Source organism: Qipengyuania gaetbuli, assembly GCF_009827315.1.
Classification (GTDB): domain Bacteria; phylum Pseudomonadota; class Alphaproteobacteria; order Sphingomonadales; family Sphingomonadaceae; genus Qipengyuania; species Qipengyuania gaetbuli.
Map to the genome: position 1 here is coordinate 1,104,803 of NZ_WTYF01000004.1, position 15,727 is coordinate 1,120,529.

The 15,727-nt window shown below is 65.1% G+C and carries 16 protein-coding genes; 9 read left to right on the forward strand and 7 right to left on the reverse strand.

Going from position 1 to position 15,727, the window contains the following annotated elements:
- Positions 1-3: 3 nt before the first annotated feature.
- A complete protein-coding gene (locus GRI42_RS07830) occupies positions 4-1,155 on the reverse strand; it encodes a site-specific DNA-methyltransferase (protein WP_160607795.1) in 1,152 nt (383 codons plus the stop codon).
- 253 nt (positions 1,156-1,408) lie between these two features.
- On the opposite strand from GRI42_RS07830, the gene GRI42_RS07835 reads away from it, so the two are divergent.
- On the forward strand, positions 1,409-2,107 hold the full coding sequence (locus GRI42_RS07835; protein WP_160607797.1) for a sulfotransferase family protein: 699 nt from the start codon (positions 1,409-1,411) through the stop codon (positions 2,105-2,107).
- Positions 2,108-2,110: 3 nt separating this feature from the next.
- Here the strand turns inward: GRI42_RS07835 and GRI42_RS07840 are convergent, their stop codons facing one another.
- Positions 2,111-2,734: a ribonuclease HII gene (locus GRI42_RS07840; protein ID WP_160607799.1), complete on the reverse strand. Its 624-nt coding sequence runs from the start codon at positions 2,732-2,734 to the stop codon at positions 2,111-2,113.
- Between GRI42_RS07840 and GRI42_RS07845 the strand changes: the two genes are divergently transcribed.
- From GRI42_RS07845 to GRI42_RS07870, 6 genes are all read left to right on the forward strand, one after another.
- Positions 2,733-3,905: a PQQ-dependent sugar dehydrogenase gene (locus GRI42_RS07845; protein WP_160607801.1), complete on the forward strand. Its 1,173-nt coding sequence runs from the start codon at positions 2,733-2,735 to the stop codon at positions 3,903-3,905. The genes GRI42_RS07840 and GRI42_RS07845 overlap by 2 nt on opposite strands.
- A 50-nt stretch (positions 3,906-3,955) precedes the next feature.
- A complete protein-coding gene (locus GRI42_RS07850) occupies positions 3,956-4,489 on the forward strand; it encodes a GNAT family N-acetyltransferase (protein WP_160607803.1) in 534 nt (177 codons plus the stop codon).
- Positions 4,490-4,527: 38 nt separating this feature from the next.
- Entirely contained in the window at positions 4,528-5,076 is a 549-nt protein-coding gene (locus GRI42_RS07855; RefSeq protein ID WP_160607805.1) for a DUF1285 domain-containing protein, read from the forward strand.
- Positions 5,073-5,666 carry a CoA pyrophosphatase gene (locus tag GRI42_RS07860; RefSeq protein WP_160607807.1) on the forward strand — a complete coding sequence of 198 codons (594 nt, stop codon included), beginning with the start codon at positions 5,073-5,075 and terminating at the stop codon, positions 5,664-5,666. Before GRI42_RS07855 ends, GRI42_RS07860 begins: the two co-directional genes overlap by 4 nt.
- Before the next feature lie 19 nt (positions 5,667-5,685).
- A complete protein-coding gene (locus tag GRI42_RS07865) occupies positions 5,686-6,861 on the forward strand; it encodes a CCA tRNA nucleotidyltransferase (protein ID WP_160607809.1) in 1,176 nt (391 codons plus the stop codon).
- Between the two features lie 279 nt (positions 6,862-7,140).
- The gene (locus GRI42_RS07870) at positions 7,141-7,671 is read left to right on the forward strand and encodes a hypothetical protein (protein ID WP_160607811.1); all 531 of its coding nucleotides are present in this window, start codon (positions 7,141-7,143) and stop codon (positions 7,669-7,671) included.
- A 75-nt stretch (positions 7,672-7,746) separates the two neighbouring features.
- Here the strand turns inward: GRI42_RS07870 and parC are convergent, their stop codons facing one another.
- The gene (parC, locus tag GRI42_RS07875) at positions 7,747-10,044 is read right to left on the reverse strand and encodes a DNA topoisomerase IV subunit A (RefSeq protein WP_160607813.1); all 2,298 of its coding nucleotides are present in this window, start codon (positions 10,042-10,044) and stop codon (positions 7,747-7,749) included.
- Between the two features lie 98 nt (positions 10,045-10,142).
- Here parC and GRI42_RS07880 point away from each other — a divergent pair, with 98 nt between their 5' ends.
- Both GRI42_RS07880 and GRI42_RS07885 read left to right on the forward strand, forming a co-directional pair.
- Entirely contained in the window at positions 10,143-10,709 is a 567-nt protein-coding gene (locus tag GRI42_RS07880) for a type 1 glutamine amidotransferase domain-containing protein (protein ID WP_160607815.1), read from the forward strand.
- A 163-nt stretch (positions 10,710-10,872) separates the two neighbouring features.
- Positions 10,873-12,207, forward strand: a complete 1,335-nt coding sequence (locus GRI42_RS07885) for a DUF418 domain-containing protein (RefSeq protein ID WP_160607817.1) — start codon at positions 10,873-10,875, stop codon at positions 12,205-12,207.
- Positions 12,208-12,225: 18 nt separating this feature from the next.
- Here GRI42_RS07885 and GRI42_RS07890 read toward each other — a convergent pair whose 3' ends face one another.
- Genes GRI42_RS07890 through GRI42_RS07905 form a run of 4 tightly spaced genes read right to left on the reverse strand, consistent with a single transcriptional unit; the run spans position 12,226 to position 15,645 of the window.
- Positions 12,226-13,194, reverse strand: a complete 969-nt coding sequence (locus GRI42_RS07890; RefSeq protein WP_160607819.1) for a helix-turn-helix domain-containing protein — start codon at positions 13,192-13,194, stop codon at positions 12,226-12,228.
- Positions 13,191-13,517, reverse strand: coding sequence for a 2Fe-2S iron-sulfur cluster-binding protein (locus GRI42_RS07895; RefSeq protein ID WP_160607821.1), 327 nt, complete (start codon positions 13,515-13,517; stop codon positions 13,191-13,193). Before GRI42_RS07895 ends, GRI42_RS07890 begins: the two co-directional genes overlap by 4 nt.
- Positions 13,514-14,590, reverse strand: coding sequence for a cysteine desulfurase family protein (locus tag GRI42_RS07900; protein WP_160607823.1), 1,077 nt, complete (start codon positions 14,588-14,590; stop codon positions 13,514-13,516). The genes GRI42_RS07895 and GRI42_RS07900 overlap by 4 nt, the downstream gene beginning before the upstream one ends.
- Positions 14,587-15,645 carry a cysteine desulfurase family protein gene (locus tag GRI42_RS07905; protein WP_160609140.1) on the reverse strand — a complete coding sequence of 353 codons (1,059 nt, stop codon included), beginning with the start codon at positions 15,643-15,645 and terminating at the stop codon, positions 14,587-14,589. Before GRI42_RS07905 ends, GRI42_RS07900 begins: the two co-directional genes overlap by 4 nt.
- Positions 15,646-15,727 lie beyond the last annotated feature (82 nt).

The following is a 15,727-nucleotide window of genomic DNA, read 5'->3' on the forward strand; positions in this document are numbered from 1 at the left end:
GCGCTAGTCCTCGACTGCCAGCAAATACAGCTGGCGCGCGGCGTCGATGGGCTTGATCTCGCCGCCGTTCTCGTAGTGCCAGAATGTCCAGCCGTTGCAGCTGGGCGCGCCCTGCAATTCCTTGCCGAGGCCGTGGATGCTGCCGGTCTGCTTTTCATAGGCGAGCGAGCCGTCGGCGCGCACGGTGGCGACCCAGCGGCGCTTCTTGTCGAACACCTGGGTGCCGGGCGTGATGAAGCCGTTTTCGACCAGCGCGCCGAAGGCGACCTTGGGTGCAGTACGCTTCGATTGCATGGTGGTCAGCGCGCTTTCGTCGAGCGGGAGTTCCTTCTCGATCCGTTTCAGAGCGGCATTGCGATAGACGCCCTCGCGCTCGCACCCGATCCACTGGCGGCCGAGGCGCTTGGCCACCGCCCCGGTCGTGCCGGTGCCGAAGAAGGGGTCGAGCACGACGTCGCCCTTTTCCGTGGTCGACAGTAGCACGCGGTAGAGCAGGCTTTCGGGTTTCTGCGTCGGGTGGACCTTGGTCCCGCCTTCCTTCAGGCGTTCCGCGCCATTGCAGATCGGCAGGACCCAGTCGCTGCGCATCTGGAGCTCGTCGTTGAGCGTCTTCATCGCGCGGTAGTTGAAGTGGTACTTCGCCTTTTCGCCTTGGCTCGCCCAGATCAGCGTCTCGTGCGCATTGGTGAAGCGGGTGCCCTTGAAATTGGGCATCGGGTTCGACTTGCGCCAGACGATGTCGTTGAGAATCCAGAAGCCCAGGTCCTGCAGGATCGCGCCGACGCGGTAGATATTATGATAGCTGCCGATCACCCACAGCGCGCCGTCGGGCTTGAGGATGCGTTTCGCCTCGGTCAGCCAGGCACGGGTGAACTCGTCATAGGCGGCAAAAGTGTCGAACTTGTCCCAATCGTCGGTCACGGCATCGACATGGCTGCCGTCGGGCCGGGCGAGATCGCCGCCCAGTTGGAGGTTGTAGGGCGGGTCGGCAAAGACGAGGTCGATCGAGGCGGTCGGGATCGAACGCATGGCTTCCACGCAGTCCCCGTCGAGGATGCGTCCCACCGGCAGCTCGCCGCGCGGCATTTCGAGCGGAAGTTCCGCTTCTTTCTCGATGCGCCGGGCGCGCGATTTCGTGGTCTCGATGACCCCCATGAAGGTTCCCCTGTCCGTAGTTATCCACAGGGTGAGTCCAAACGGAGTCCGCGTCAAGCATCTTCCGGGTTGCATATCGCGGCCAGCCACAAGAGCTGAGGGAGAACGAAAGGAGTCCCCCACAAGATGTTGAGTCTGGCCGGATTCACCGGACTCAAGATGGTGGGGTGTGGCCTCGAAGACTCGACTTTGCCGGGAATTTTTGGAAACTGTGCCCTCCATTCGACCCGGGTCGCTCAACCGGGAGGAATACATGGCACTCAAGGTAATCGGCGCAGGTGTGGGGCGTACCGCAACCTTCACGATGAAGTTCGCGTTGGAGCACATCGGTTTCGGCCCCTGTTTCCACATGGCGGAACTGTTCGCCGATGCGCGGCGGCAGGTGCCGCTATGGCTCGACGCGATAAGCGGTCGACCCGATTGGGACGAAATCTTCAAGGGCTTCCAGTCGACCGTCGATTATCCGTCCGCCTCCTACTGGCGCGAGCTTGCGGACCACTATCCGGATACCAAGGTCATCCTGACCGTGCGCGATGCGGACAGCTGGTTCGAATCCGTCAGCGAAACGATCTTCTCGGACGAAATGCAGGCCCATCTCGTCGGGACCCCCACAGGCGACATGATGAAGGGCACGATCTTCGACCACTTCCACGGCGGCGACATCCGCGACCGGGCCTTCATGACCAAATGGTTCGAAGACCGGAACGAGCATATCAACGCCAGCCTGCCGCCCGACCGGCTGCTGGTGTTCCATCCCAAGGAAGGATGGGAGCCGCTGTGCCGGTTCCTCGACGTGCCGGTCCCGCCCGAACCCTTCCCGCGCGTCAACAGCCGCGACGAGATCACGGCGGCGAACGAGCAGGAAGGCGGAATGGCCAAGGACGACGATTCTGCGGAAAGCTTCGGCAAGTCCTATATCGAGACGCTGCGCGCCAAGGCGTTCGCCCAGTAGGGGCTAGAGCAGCACCATCTGGCTGACCGGCGCAAAGCTGCGGCGGTGGAGCGGCGTGGGACCGTGGACGCGCAGCGCTTCCATGTGCTGGGCCGAACCGTAGCCCTTGTTGCGGTCCCAGCCATATTCGGGGTGTGCCTCTGCCGCCTCGCACATCAGCCGGTCGCGGTATTCCTTGGCGAGGATGGAGGCAGCCGAAATGCACGCTTCCGACCCGTCGCCGCCGACGATGGCGCGGGCAGGCCAGCGCCAGTCCGCGCAGCGCCCGTGCGGCGTCTGGTTGCCGTCGATCAGCACTGCCTCGGGCTCGCTCCCCATGGCCTTCACCAATCGTGATACGGCCAGCGTCATCGCCAGCATGGTCGCCTGGAAGATGTTGATCCGGTCGATCTCCTCGACATCGACCACGCCCAAACCCCATGCACAGTTATCGAGAATTTGCGGTTCCAGTGCGGAACGACGCGCCGCACTGAGCTTTTTGGAATCATCGAGGCCTTGCGGACAGGGGTTGCAAAGCACCACCGCGGCAGCGACGACGGGACCAGCCAGTGGCCCGCGCCCCGCCTCGTCGACCCCGACGACCAGCGGTGCGCGGCCAAGACCATGTTCGGGAGACGATGAAAACATGAAGCGCCTTACCTTGTTCGCCGCCACCCTACCCGGCGCCCTGCTGCTCGCAAGCTGCGGCAGCGGCTATTCCACCGATGGCGGAACGGAAGCGGCTTCGACGCCCGCACCGACCGACATCGAATTCGCAATCACCGAACACGGCAGCTTCAACGAACCATGGGCTTTGGCCTTCCTGCCCGGCACCGACCGCCTGTTCATCACCGAGAAGTCGGGCACGATGAAGTTCGTCAATACGAAGGACGGCACCGTCGGCACGGTCAGCGGTCTTCCGGATGTCGACTACGGCGGCCAGGGCGGCCTTGGCGATGTCGCCTTCCTGCCGCGCGAGGCGCGCCTGCGTTCTGCCATGCGCACGATCTACCTCAGCTGGGCCGAGGCCGGTGAAGGCGACACCCGCGGGGCGGTCGTCGGGCGCGGCAACATGATCTGCCCGACCACGAAGACCTGCGCGATTTCGGACCTCGAGGTGATCTGGCGCCAGACGCCCAAGGTCACCGGGCGCGGGCACTATTCGCACCGCATCGCGGTCAGCCCGGACGGGCAGTATCTCTTCGTGACCAGCGGCGACCGCCAGAAGCAGGAGCCTGCACAGGACACCTCGAACACGCTGGGCACCGTCGTGCGCCTGAACCTCGACGGTACGCCTGCCGCCGGCAATCCTCTCGCTGCGCAGGGCAGCCCGAGCAACGAGATCTGGTCGTGGGGCCACCGCAACCTGCTCGGCATCGATTTCGATTCCGAGGGGCGCCTGTGGGAAATCGAACATGGTCCGGCGGGCGGTGACGAGCTGAACCTCGTCAAGAAGGGCCAGAACTACGGCTGGCCGGTCCGATCCAACGGCGACCAGTACAATGGCACCGACATCCCCGATCACACGGCGGATGATGGTTTCGCGAAGTTCGCGATCAACTGGACCCCGGTCATCGCGCCGGGGAACATGGCCTTCTATCGCGGCGACCTCTTCCCCGGCCTCAAGGGCGACCTGCTCATCTCCGGCCTCAAGACCGAAGCGCTCGTCCGCGTCGCCATCGACGGCGAAAGCGCCCGCGAAGTCGCCCGCTATCCGATGGGCAAGCGTATCCGTTCGGTTATCGAAGGCCCCGACGGAGCACTTTGGGTGCTGGAGGACGGCGAAGGCGGCCGCCTGCTGGAGCTTCGCCCCAAGTAAGGCGAAATTGATCGACTCATGGCGTGCGCGGCCCTAAGCGCCGCGCCGCCATGGCGACCATCGTCCCCCTTTCCGCGATCGACCCCGCGCTGGTCGAAGAGCTGCTCGACGCAGCCTTCGGAGAGCAGCGTCACGCCCGCACCGCCTATCGCATCCGCGAGGGCATGGAGGCACTCGACGCGCTGAGCTTCGCCGCGCTGGACGAAGACGACTATCTCGCCGGCACGATCCAGCTGTGGCCGGTGGCGCTGACCGACCCGGAAGGTCGCCCGCACCCGATGATCATGGTCGGTCCCGTCGCAGTAATGCCGGGGCGGCAGGGCGAAGGGTTCGGCAAGGCACTGATGGCCTCCAGCCTCGGCGCAGTGGAAAGCGGTTTCGAAACCGGCGCTGCTCCGCTGCCGCAGGTGATGATCGGCGATCCAGACTATTACGACCGCTGGGATTTCACCGCTCAGCATACGGGCGGCTGGCACTGCCCCGGCCCCTATGAACAGCACCGCCTGCTGGCCCGCACGAGCAATCCGGCAGTGCTGCCGCGCGAAGGCATGCTCGGGCCCTGGCCCGGTCAGCTCGCGGGATAGGTTGCACCGCAGGCCGCATCGCCCCAAGTAAGGCGGCGATGGTCTATACCCCGCCTCCCGAACTCGCCGGTCTCTCGCTCGCCCAGATCGCGGAGCAGGTCGCGGCGCGCAAGCTGCCTCCGGTTGAACAGTGGACGCCCGAACAGGTGGGCGAGAGCCACATGCGCATCCTTGCCGACGGGACCTGGCTGCACGAGGGAAGCCCGATCTCCCGCCCCGCCATGGTGCGCGCCTTCGCGGGCCTGCTACGCCGCGAGGACGACGGCAGCTATTGGCTGGTAACGCCCTTCCAGAAGCTGGCGATCAAAGTGGAAGATGCCTGTTTCATCGCTACCGACGTGTCCGAGATCGAGGGCAATCTCGCCTTTCGCATCAATACCGACGAACTGGTCGTGGCCTGCCCCGACAACGCCATACGCGCCGCGGGCGATCCCGACGCGCCGGCGATCTACCTCCATGTCCGGCGCGGCTGCGAGGCGCGGCTGAACCGTTCGACCTACGAACAGCTTGCGCGCATCGCTCTGGAGCATGGCGACGACTGGACCGTGTCCAGCGGGGGCGAGGCTTTCTCGCTGGTGCCTGCATGAGCGTAATGTTCGACCGCCTGGCGCATTTGTTCGAGCAGGGCCATGCCGCGCGCTCGCCCGAACTGCTGACCGATGCGCGGTTCGCCGACCTCGAGCGCACGGCCGATGCAGCAGTGCTGATCGCTGTGACCGAGCGGGAAGACCCGACCGTCCTCCTCACCCAGCGCCCGCGCACCATGCGCGACCACCCTGGGCAGGTCGCTTTTCCGGGCGGCAAGCTCGACCATGGGGAAGACCCGGTCGAAGCGGCCCTTCGCGAAGCGTGGGAGGAGCTGGGCATCGAGCGCGACCACGTCCGCATCATCGGCACGACCGACCGCTACCAGACCGGCACCGGCTTCGACATCACTCCGGTGCTTGCCACCGTCCCGCCCGACCTGCCCATCCGCCCCGACCCGCGCGAGGTGGAAAGCTGGTTCGAGGCGCCGCTCTCGCTGCTCATGCAGCCCGAAAGCTGGAGCGAGAACGAGGTGTTCTGGAAAGGCGCCATGCGCCGCTATTACGAGCTCGATCACCAAGGCTACCGCATCTGGGGCGTGACCGCGGCGATCTGCATCAACCTGTCGCGGCGGCTGGCGTGGACGGACTGACCGCTCTAAAGGCACGCACATGAACCGCCTGCCGCAAGCCGCCTGGACCAAGCGCAAGGACCTCGCCGCCCTCGTGGCCGCGCTGGGGCCCGACAACGCGCGTTATGTCGGCGGCGCGGTGCGCGACACGCTGCTCGGCAAGGACATCCACGACATCGACCTTGCGACACCGCTGCTGCCGCACGCGGTGATCGACCGTTGCAAGGAAGCGGGCATCCGCACGGTGCCTACGGGCATCGATCACGGCACGGTAACGGCGATCCTGAAAGGCGGGCCGGTCGAGATCACCACCTTGCGCCACGACGTGTCAACCGATGGCCGCCGGGCAACCGTGGCCTTTGCTACCGAGTGGCAGGAAGATGCAGCGCGCCGTGATTTCACGATCAACGCGCTCTACGCACATCCCGAAACGCTGGAGATCAGCGATTATTTCGGCGGACTTGCCGATCTCGATGTGCGCCACGTCCGCTTCATAGGGGACCCGCACGAACGAATTCGCGAGGATCACCTGCGTATCCTCAGGTATTTCCGCTTCCAGGCGCGCTTCGGAGACGAGCCGAACGCGGAAGCGGTCGCGGCCTGCCAGGAACTGGCGCACACGCTGAAGGGCCTGAGCCGCGAACGCGTGGCGATGGAACTGCTGGGCATTTTCTCCCTGCCCGACCCGCGCGGCGCGGTAGCGCTGATGGCGCAGCTCGGCGTGCTTGCTGTCATCCTGCCCGAGGCGCGCGAGCGCGAGCAGGCGGTCTTCGTTGCGCTTGTCGCACACGAGGCTGCAACCGGCACGCCGGGCGATCCCGTCCGCCGTCTTGCGGCCCTGCTGCCCCCCATCCCTTCCGTTGCCGAGGCCGTATCGGCCCGCCTGCGCCTCTCGCGCGCCCAGCGGGCCCGCCTCGTCTGCGCGGCGGAACGCAGGGACACCGACGCCGGCGCACCGCGCGCGCTCGCCTATGCCGAGGGCGTGGAAGGCGCGCGCGACCGGCTGCTGATCGCAGGCCAAACGACGCGCGAACTGGATGGTTGGGAGGTTCCCGAGCTTCCGCTCAAGGGCGGCGAAATCGTCCAGCGCGGAGTCAGTGCCGGACCCGATGTCGCGCGTATCCTGCGAGCGGTCGAGGCCCGCTGGATTGCGGAACAATTCCCGCCCCGCGAGCGCGTCATGCAGTTGCTCGACGAGGAACTGGCCGCCCGCTGACCCGTTGGAAAGGGTGCAGCGCAACAGCCCTTTTGCCTGACCGCTTGCGCTTGCCCGACAAGCCCTTCAGCCCAGCTTAAGCTGCACTGCAGCATAAAAACCGGGCTAGCGGTTGCCCAATGGCAGCCATTTTGTCATAGAACGCCCCGCTTCTTGAGGGGGCATGCGGCATTCACGTGCTGGGCTTTCGTCCGCCGCCGCTCACATTTTTCGTCGATCCGCAGCGCGCCGCTTCGCGCCGAGGGGTCGATTAGTTTGAACAAGTCTAGGAGTACATTCATGAAATTCGTCAAGCTGGCTGCCGCTGCTGCCGTCCTTGCCGCCACCCCTGCCCTTGCCAACGAACAGGTCGTTGCCGGCGCTACCGTTACCGGTCCCGAAGGCAATGCCGTCGGCACCATCGTCTCGGTCGAAAACGGTCAGGCCGTGCTCGACACCGGCAAGCACAAGGTTCCGCTGGGCGTGGAAATGTACGGTCAGGGCGAAACCGGCCCGACCATCACGGTCACCAAGGTCCAGCTCGACGGCATGATCGACGCACAGCTCGCCGAAGCCGCTGCCAAGCGTGACGCCGCCCTCGTCGTCGGCGCCGAAGCCATGGACGCCAAGCACGCACCGCTCGGCACCGTGCTCGAAATCGACGGTGACAACATCGTCCTCGCCCGCGGCGGTGACGAAACCAACAAGGTCACGCTGCTGCGCGAATACTTCGACGCCACCGACCACGGCCTGATGGCCCGCCTGACCAACGCGCAGATCGATGCCGCGATGGCCCAGGCCGCTTCGGCTGCCGGTAGCGCAGGCGAATAAGCCGACACCGGTTCCCTGAGTTCTTCAGGGTCGCATGAGGCCGGGTGCGCAGCCGCGTTCCCGGCCTCTTTTGATTCAGGTGAAGCGGTTGTCGCGCGGGAAGCCCTGCGGCGGCAGGCGCCCGGCCCCGCCGCGCGCGACCTTCCACTGCCACATGTCGGTTTCGGTGCGCGTCCGGTCGCCCTTGCCGCCCATCGCCCAGCTCAGCCCTTCGGCCAGCGTGAAAGTGGTCGCATCGCTGAGGCCGCCGTCGCGGTAGCCCTGCAGCTTGTTGCCCTGCCCCTTGGCGAGGCGCGGCAGTTCCTCGAGGTGGAAGACCACCAGCTTGCGATTGTCGCCCACCACGGCGACATGATCGTGGCCTGCGGGAATGGGCCGCGCGACCTTGAGCTTCGCATCGCCCGGCAGATTCACCACCTGGCGGCCCTTGCGGGTTTCGGCGAGCATGACGTCGGTCGTGGCGGCAAAGCCCTTGCCCGTGCTCGCGGCCAACAGGACTTCCTGCCCTTCGCGGTGGACGATGACCGACACGATCTGCGCGCTCGCCTCGATGTCGAGCGTGTTGCGGACCGGTTCGCCGAAGCCGCGCGCGCCCGGCAGCTTGTCCGCCCCCAGCGTGAATACGCGGCCATCGTCGCCGACCAGCAGCAGTTTGTCGGTGGTCTGGGCGTGCAGCACGAAGGCGGGCGCATCGCCTTCCTTGTATTTGAACTCCTGGTCCAGCGGCAGGTGGCCCTTGGCCCCGCGGATCCAGCCCTTCTGCGAAAGGATGACCGTCACCGGCTCCTTCTCGATCATGGCGTCCATGCTGAATTCGACAGCCGGCGCGGCTTCCTCGATCGTGGTGCGGCGACGGCCGAGCGCGGTGTCCTCGCCATACTCCTTGCGCAGGGAATTGAGATCGCGCTTCAGGCGGGTGCGCTGGCGGGCCGGGCTGCCGAGCAGCTTTTCCAGTTCGTCCTGCTCTTTCAGCAGGTCGTCCTTTTCCTGCCGCAGCTGCATTTCCTCCAGCTTGCGCAAAGATCGCAGGCGCATGTTGAGGATGGCTTCGGCCTGCCGGTCGGTGAGCTTGAACTCCTCCATCATCACCGCCTTGGGATCGTCCTCGTAGCGGATGATCTCGATCACGCGGTCGAGGTTGAGGAAGGCGATTATATAGCCTTCGACCAGTTCCAGCCGCCGCGCGATCTGGTCGAGCCGGTGCTGGCTGCGACGCTGGAGGATGTCGATCTGGCTGGCGATCCAGTTGTTCAGCAGCTCCTTCAGCCCCATGACCATCGGAGTACGCGAAGCGTCGAGCACATTGAGGTTGAGGCCGAAGCGCGTTTCCATGTCGGTGAGCTTGTAGATGCTCTCCTTCAGCAGTTCGGGATCGACATTGCGGCTGCGCGGGACGAGGACGATGCGGATCTGCTCGTCGCTCTCGTCGCGCACGTCCTCGAGGATGGGAAGTTTCTTGTCGGCGATCGCCTGGGCGATCTGCTCGATCAGCTTGCCCTTCTGCACCTGGTAGGGAATTTCGGAGATGACGAGCTGCCACTGGCCGCCGCCGAGGCGTTCGATCCCCGCTTCGCGGTCTTCGGCCTTGTCGGCTTCGGCGGCATGGAAGCGGCCGCGCACGCGCAGCGAGCCGCGCCCGGTCTCGTAGGCAGCGGCAATCGTTTCCGCACTTTCGGGGACGACGCCGCCGGTGGCGAAGTCCGGCCCCTTGAAAAGTTCCATCAGCCGCGCGTGTTCGACATGCGGGTTGTCGATCACTTCCAGCGTCGCATCGACGATCTCGGCGACGTTGTGCGAGGGGATGTTGGTCGCCATACCGACCGCGATGCCGCTTGCCCCGTTGGCCAGTAAATTGGGGAACAGGCCGGGGAAGATTTCCGGCTCCTGCTCCTCGCCATTATAGGTCGGGATGAAATCGACCGTGCCTTCGTCGAGGCCTTCCATGAGGCGCAATGCGGTCTTGGTCAGGCGGGCTTCGGTGTAGCGGTAAGCCGCCGCATTATCGCCGTCGATATTGCCGAAGTTGCCCTGCCCCTCGACCAGCGGATAGCGCAGCGCGAAATCCTGCGCGAGGCGGACCATCGCATCATAGACCGAGGCATCGCCATGCGGGTGGTATTTGCCGATTACGTCGCCGACCACGCGGGCCGATTTCTTGAACGCGCTCGAGGGGTCGAGCTTCAACTGGCGCATGGCCCACAGCAGGCGGCGGTGGACCGGCTTCAACCCGTCACGCAGATCGGGCAGCGAGCGCGCGGTAATCGTGCTCAGCGCATAGACGAGGTAGCGCTCTGACAGCGCGGAATCGAAAGGTGCGTCGACGATGGCGTCGAAGGGATCGGCGCCTGAATCGTCCATCTCGGTAATGGCCATGGCACTCGCCCTACCAGAGCCACGGCTCGCCTGTCAGCACGGAACGGCCCGCTGTCCCCACACGTTGTACGGGTAACAGCAATTCAAGGAGTTACCCCATGGCACAGGCCACCAAACGCATCATGATCCTCGCCACCGACGGCTTCGAACAGTCCGAACTGATGAAGCCCAAGGCCAACCTCGAAGACGCCGGTTTCGAAACCACCGTAGTCAGCCTCGAAAAAGGCGAGATCAAGGGCTGGGACAACAAGGACTGGGGCGAGAGCGTCGGTGTCGACAAGACGGTCGAAGAGATCGACAGCTGCGAAGGCTATGACGCGCTGCTGCTGCCCGGCGGCCAGATGAATCCCGACATCCTGCGCATGAACGACAAGGCGATCGGCATCGTGAAGATGTTCGCCAGCACCAACAAGCCGATCGCCGCGATCTGCCACGCGCCGTGGCTGCTCGCCGAAGCGGACCTCATCAAGGGCAAGACCGTTACCGCATGGCCCTCGATCCGCACCGACCTGACGAACGCCGGTGCTAACGTCGTTGATCAGGAAGTGGCGACTGACGGCAACCTCATCACCAGCCGCAAGCCGGAAGACATCCCGGCCTTCAGCAAGGCACTGATCGAGATGCTGGGCGAGAGCGTCGAGCAGCGCGAACTCGAGAACGCCTGAACAACATACTGTTTTAAATAGGCAGTCTACCCCGCCGGAGTGAATTTCGGCGGGGTTTTTGCTGCGTCTATGCAGGTACGCAAATCTACAATCTCCACCTCCCTAAAGCCTGTATGACCCTTGCCTAGCGGTCGCTGGTCCTCAAACCCGGGGAGGGGTTAAAATGGCGACTACGGCTCAGGGGGCACCGCTAGCCGGTGCGCAAACCGGTACACCCGACATGCTTCCGACGAAGGCGGACGACCGCATCGTCGCGCTCGATTTCGTTCGCGGGGCGGCGCTTTTCGGCATTCTGCTGATGAATATCACGGCATTCGGCCTGCCCGCTGCCTACAACAACCCGCTGAACGCGGGCGGCGCGGAAGGCGCGAACCTCGGCGTGTGGGTGATGAACGCGATGCTGTTCGAAGGTACGCAGCGCGGGCTATTCTCCATGCTGTTCGGGGCAGGGATCATCCTGTTCACCTCGCGGCTGGAAGCAAAGGGACGCACCGACGTGGCCGACATCTACCTGAGGCGGAACATGTGGCTGACCGGCTTCGGCCTGCTCAACGGCTTCATCCTGCTGTGGTCGGGCGACATCCTCTATTACTACGGCCTCACCGCCGTCCTGCTGTTCGTCTTCCGCAAGCTCGCCCCGCGCGCCCTGCTGGCGATCGGGGTCGCGGGCCTGCTGTTCAATGCCGGCTGGAACGCACTCGACAACTCGCTGCTGATGCGCAGCCACGATGCCTATGTGGCAACGCAGGTCGAGGGTGCCACACCGACAGCGGAGCAGAAGGCGCTTGCCGGCGAGTGGGAAGGCGCGCTGGCCGACCACACGATCACTGCGGAGAAGCGCGACGTGTTAATCGCCGAGCGAACGGCGGGATACTGGAGCGCGCTCAAGCAGACCGCTGCACTGACCGTCCGGTTTGAAAGCTGGTGGTTCTACCGCGATTTCTTCGACATCTTCAGCATGATGATCATCGGCATGGCGCTGTTCAAGCTGGGGGTCTTCACGCTCGAGAAGTCGACCGGTTTCTACCTCGCAATGGTGGCGATCGGCTACGGCATCGGGCTGAGCGTGAATGCCTACGAGACGCGAATGATCGTGGCGGACAACTTCAGCCTGCTCGCTTTCAGCCAGGCGCACATAACCTACGATCTCGGACGATTGGCGATGACTGCCGGGCATCTCGGCCTGCTATTGCTGGTGGTCCGGTCGGGTATCGTGCCCGCCTTCCAGCGCGCGCTGGCAGCGGTGGGACGCATGGCGTTCACCAATTACCTCACCCATTCGGTCGTCTGTGCGATCTTCTTCGTAGGCCTTGGCTATTACGGCCAGCTGCAGCGGCACGAGCTCTACTTCGTAGTGATCGCGATCTGGATCGCGCAGCTCATCATCAGCCCAATCTGGCTACGCGCCTATTCGATGGGGCCGATGGAATGGGTCTGGCGCTACCTGACCTATGGCAGCGCGCCTGCTTTGAGGAAGGCGGCCCCGGCAGTCGCCTAGGCTCGCCGGCCGATCCTGTCAGGCTACGGCATGCAGGATCGGCTCGCGCATCCAGGGGCGCAAGGCACCCGGTTCGATCCGTTCGAGCAGTTCCAGCCGGCGCGCCTGCCGGATTTCGAGGCTGAGCGTGAAAAGGTTCGAGCGCGTGCGCTTGAAGGCACCGGGCGTCACTCCGAAGAAGGTCTGGAATTCCTTGATCTGGTGCGCCTGGTCGAAGAACCGCAGAAGGATTTCCTCCTCTTCCTCGTCGGCCACGCCGCAAATCCGCGCCGCAAGGTCGAGGATGCGGGCGCGGCGGAAGACTTGCTTCGGCGTCATGCCGAAATCGCGCTGCGCCACGCGCTGGACCTGCTTGGGTGAAACCCCGACCCGTTCGGCAAAATCGTCGAGGCGAATATTGGGATCGGCGAAGGCCTGCAGTTCGATCGCCTGCGCCAGCGGATCGGGCGGGGCAACGGCCTTGCAGGCGATGAAATCCGCGAACCAGTCCTCCAGGCTTTGCAACCAGTCGGCCGGTTCCATGCCCGCGCGATAGAGCCCGGTCACCTCGGCATCGGGAATGCCTGTTTCCTCGATCATCCGGATGCAGTCGGCATTGGCCTTCTCGTCGAGACCGAAGAGCGATCGCAGCGCGCCTGGCCGCAGCATCAGGCCTGCCACCTTTATGCCGCCGCGATATTCCAGTTTCCAGGAACGGGTGTGCTGGCCGCACAATATGGTCCGGTCGCGAACGGGTACCGGCCCTTCCCGGCTCATCGCTATCCAGTCCACGTCCACGGCGCTGCGCAGGTAGGACGCATCGTTGCAGAGATACCCCTCCAGCGTCACGTCTGCGGGCCCTTCGGCGACCGCGACCATCGAGCGGGATACCCAGTCCCTCAGCCGTGGATCGGGTTCGCGGTTGAAGGCGAGCGGCACGCCTGCGGTGGTCGCCCCCGTGCGCGGCGCAAGACGATCCGCAGGAGAGGCGTCCACACCGCGGTTCATCGGCTCATGTCATGACTTTCGGCGGGGATCGCGACCGACAACCCGTCTATGTCTGCAGTGAGCAAGATCTGGCAAGACAACCGACTGGTGCGCCGCACGCCGGCGGCGAGGTCGAGCATATCCTCTTCCTCCTCGCTCGCTTCAGGCAGGCGCTCGAACCATTCGGCATCGACGACCACGTGGCAGGTCGAACAGGCCATCTGCCCTTCGCAGGTCCCTTCCAGCGGCATGCCTGCAGCCTGCGCCACGCGCAGGAGGTTATCGCCCGGCTCTGCCTCGGCATCCACGTGACTACCATCGGAGGTGGTGAACCGGACCTTCACAATTCCTGCTCCCGTGCCGCCGAATTGATCGCCTTCGCAGCCTGCTCGATCTCGTCCATCGTCGTGTAGCGGCCGAAGCCCAGCCGGATGGAGCTCTTCGCCTGCGCTTTCGACAGGCCGATAGCCTCGAGCACGTGGCTCGTGCGACCCGATCCGCTGGCGCAGGCGCTTCCGGCCGAGAACATGACCTCGCGGCAGTCGCTCATCAGGCGGTTCACGTCGAGCCCGTCGCGGCGGATGTTCAGATTGCCGTGCCAGCGCGCCTCCGCGCTGCCGTTGAGCTTCCAGCCCTCGAACAGTTCGAGCGCCCGCTTCCAGAGCGTTTCGACATGGTCGCGGTCCTGTTCGAGCCGGTCCTTCGCCTCCGCTGCCGCAGCGCCCATGCCCGCGATCAGCGCGGGGCTGAGTGTGCCCGACCGGATGCCGAATTCCTGTCCGCCGCCCGTTTGCACCTCGTCGAGGTCCAGCCCTTCGCGCACCCACAGGGCGCCGACGCCCTTGGGGCCGTGAAACTTGTGCGCGCTGATCGCGATCATGTCCGCGCCGGTCACCTCGATCTTGCCGTATGCCTGCACCGCGTCGCACAAATAGAGCGCGTTGCTCGCTTTCGCCTTGCGGTGCCATTCGAGCGTGGGCTGGATCGTGCCGATCTCGTTGTTCACCTGCATGACGCAAACCAGCCGCGTATCGGCAGGAAGGTCCTGCTTCGTATTGCACTGGCCGTCGGCGGCCACATTGAGGACATGGCGCTTGCCCGCGTCCTGCGCGGTATCGAGCACTGCGGCGTGTTCGATGGCGGATACCGAGACCGTGCCGCCCTTCCCGCTGCCCCTTATGGCGAGATTGATCGCTTCCGTCGCGCCGGAGGTGAAGACGACCTTGCCGCCTGCCGGAAAGAGCGCCGCCACCTGCTCGCGCGCCAGTTCGATGGCGGCTTTCGCCTGCCGTCCCATGCGGTGCGGGGAATGCGGATTGCCGAAGCCGGTGCCGCCCGGACCGTCGAGCCAGCGCAACATGGCATCGCGCGCTTCGGGGGCAAGCGGGGTCGTAGCCTGGTAGTCGAGGTAGATCATGCCTTCGCCAGTTCTACCCAGACCTCGCAGAAGCGTTCCACTTCCTCTGCGGTCGTGTTCCAGCCGAAGCTGGCGCGGATGGTGCGGTCGGCGATCTCGGGTTCGACTTGCATCGCCTGCAGGACGTGGCTGGTCTTCATCGTGCCGCTCGAACAGGCAGACCCTTGCGAAACCGAAATGCCCGCCATGTCGAACCGCATGACCTGCGCGCTGCCGCTCATCTTCGGCATGGCGATGGCGCGGATGTAGGGCGTCGGGTCGGAGAGCCGGTCCGACAACCACGTCCCTCCGAGATCGCGGCATTCCTGTGCGAGCTGGTCGAGCGGCGCGAGGATCGCGGGATCGAGATACGGGTCGCCGCAGGCCCCCAGCGCCGCCGCCATGCCCAGCGCACCGGGCAGGTTTTCGGTCCCGCGCCGATATCCGCGCTCCTGCCCGCCTGCAGGCTCTAGCATGGCGTAATCCCTCACCAGCAGCGCGCCGACCCCGATAGGGCCGCCGAACTTGTGAGCCGAGATGATTGCCAAGTCGCAGGGCGGCAGCGGCATCTTGCCCGCGCTCTGCGCACAATCCGCCAGCAGCAATCCGCCGGCCTCGTGGACAAGTCCGGCGACGGCAGCGAGGTCCTGCCGGTTGCCCGTTTCGGAATTGACCTGCTGCACTGCCACCAGCGGGCGTTCGCGTTGCACGGCTTCGGTCAGCAATTCGAGGTCGAGCGCGCCATTGGGTCGGACCGGTAGCCTTTCGGCATCGGGCGCAGCCTTGAGGATCGCATCATGTTCGACCGCAGAAACCAGCCGCGCGCCTGCCTGTGCGTGGCCCAGCGCCAGCGCTGCCGCCTCGCTGGCGCCGGAGGTAAAGATGACCTCGCCCTCCCAGCCGAGCGCACGCTTCACCCGCTCGCGCGCATCCTCCAGCGCCGCCCTCGCCTTGCGTCCTTCGGCATGCGGGCTGCTGGGATTGGCCCAGAGCGCAAAGCCTTCTTCCAGCGCCGCCCGCGCTTCGGGGCGCAGGGGCGTGGTGGCGGCATGATCGAGGTAGATGCGTTCCGGAATGGGAGGATGCTCGAAATTATTGCGATTTGGACGCGAAACCCTATATAGCGCGCAACCTCGCGCAAGCCCCCAAAAGGCCTCG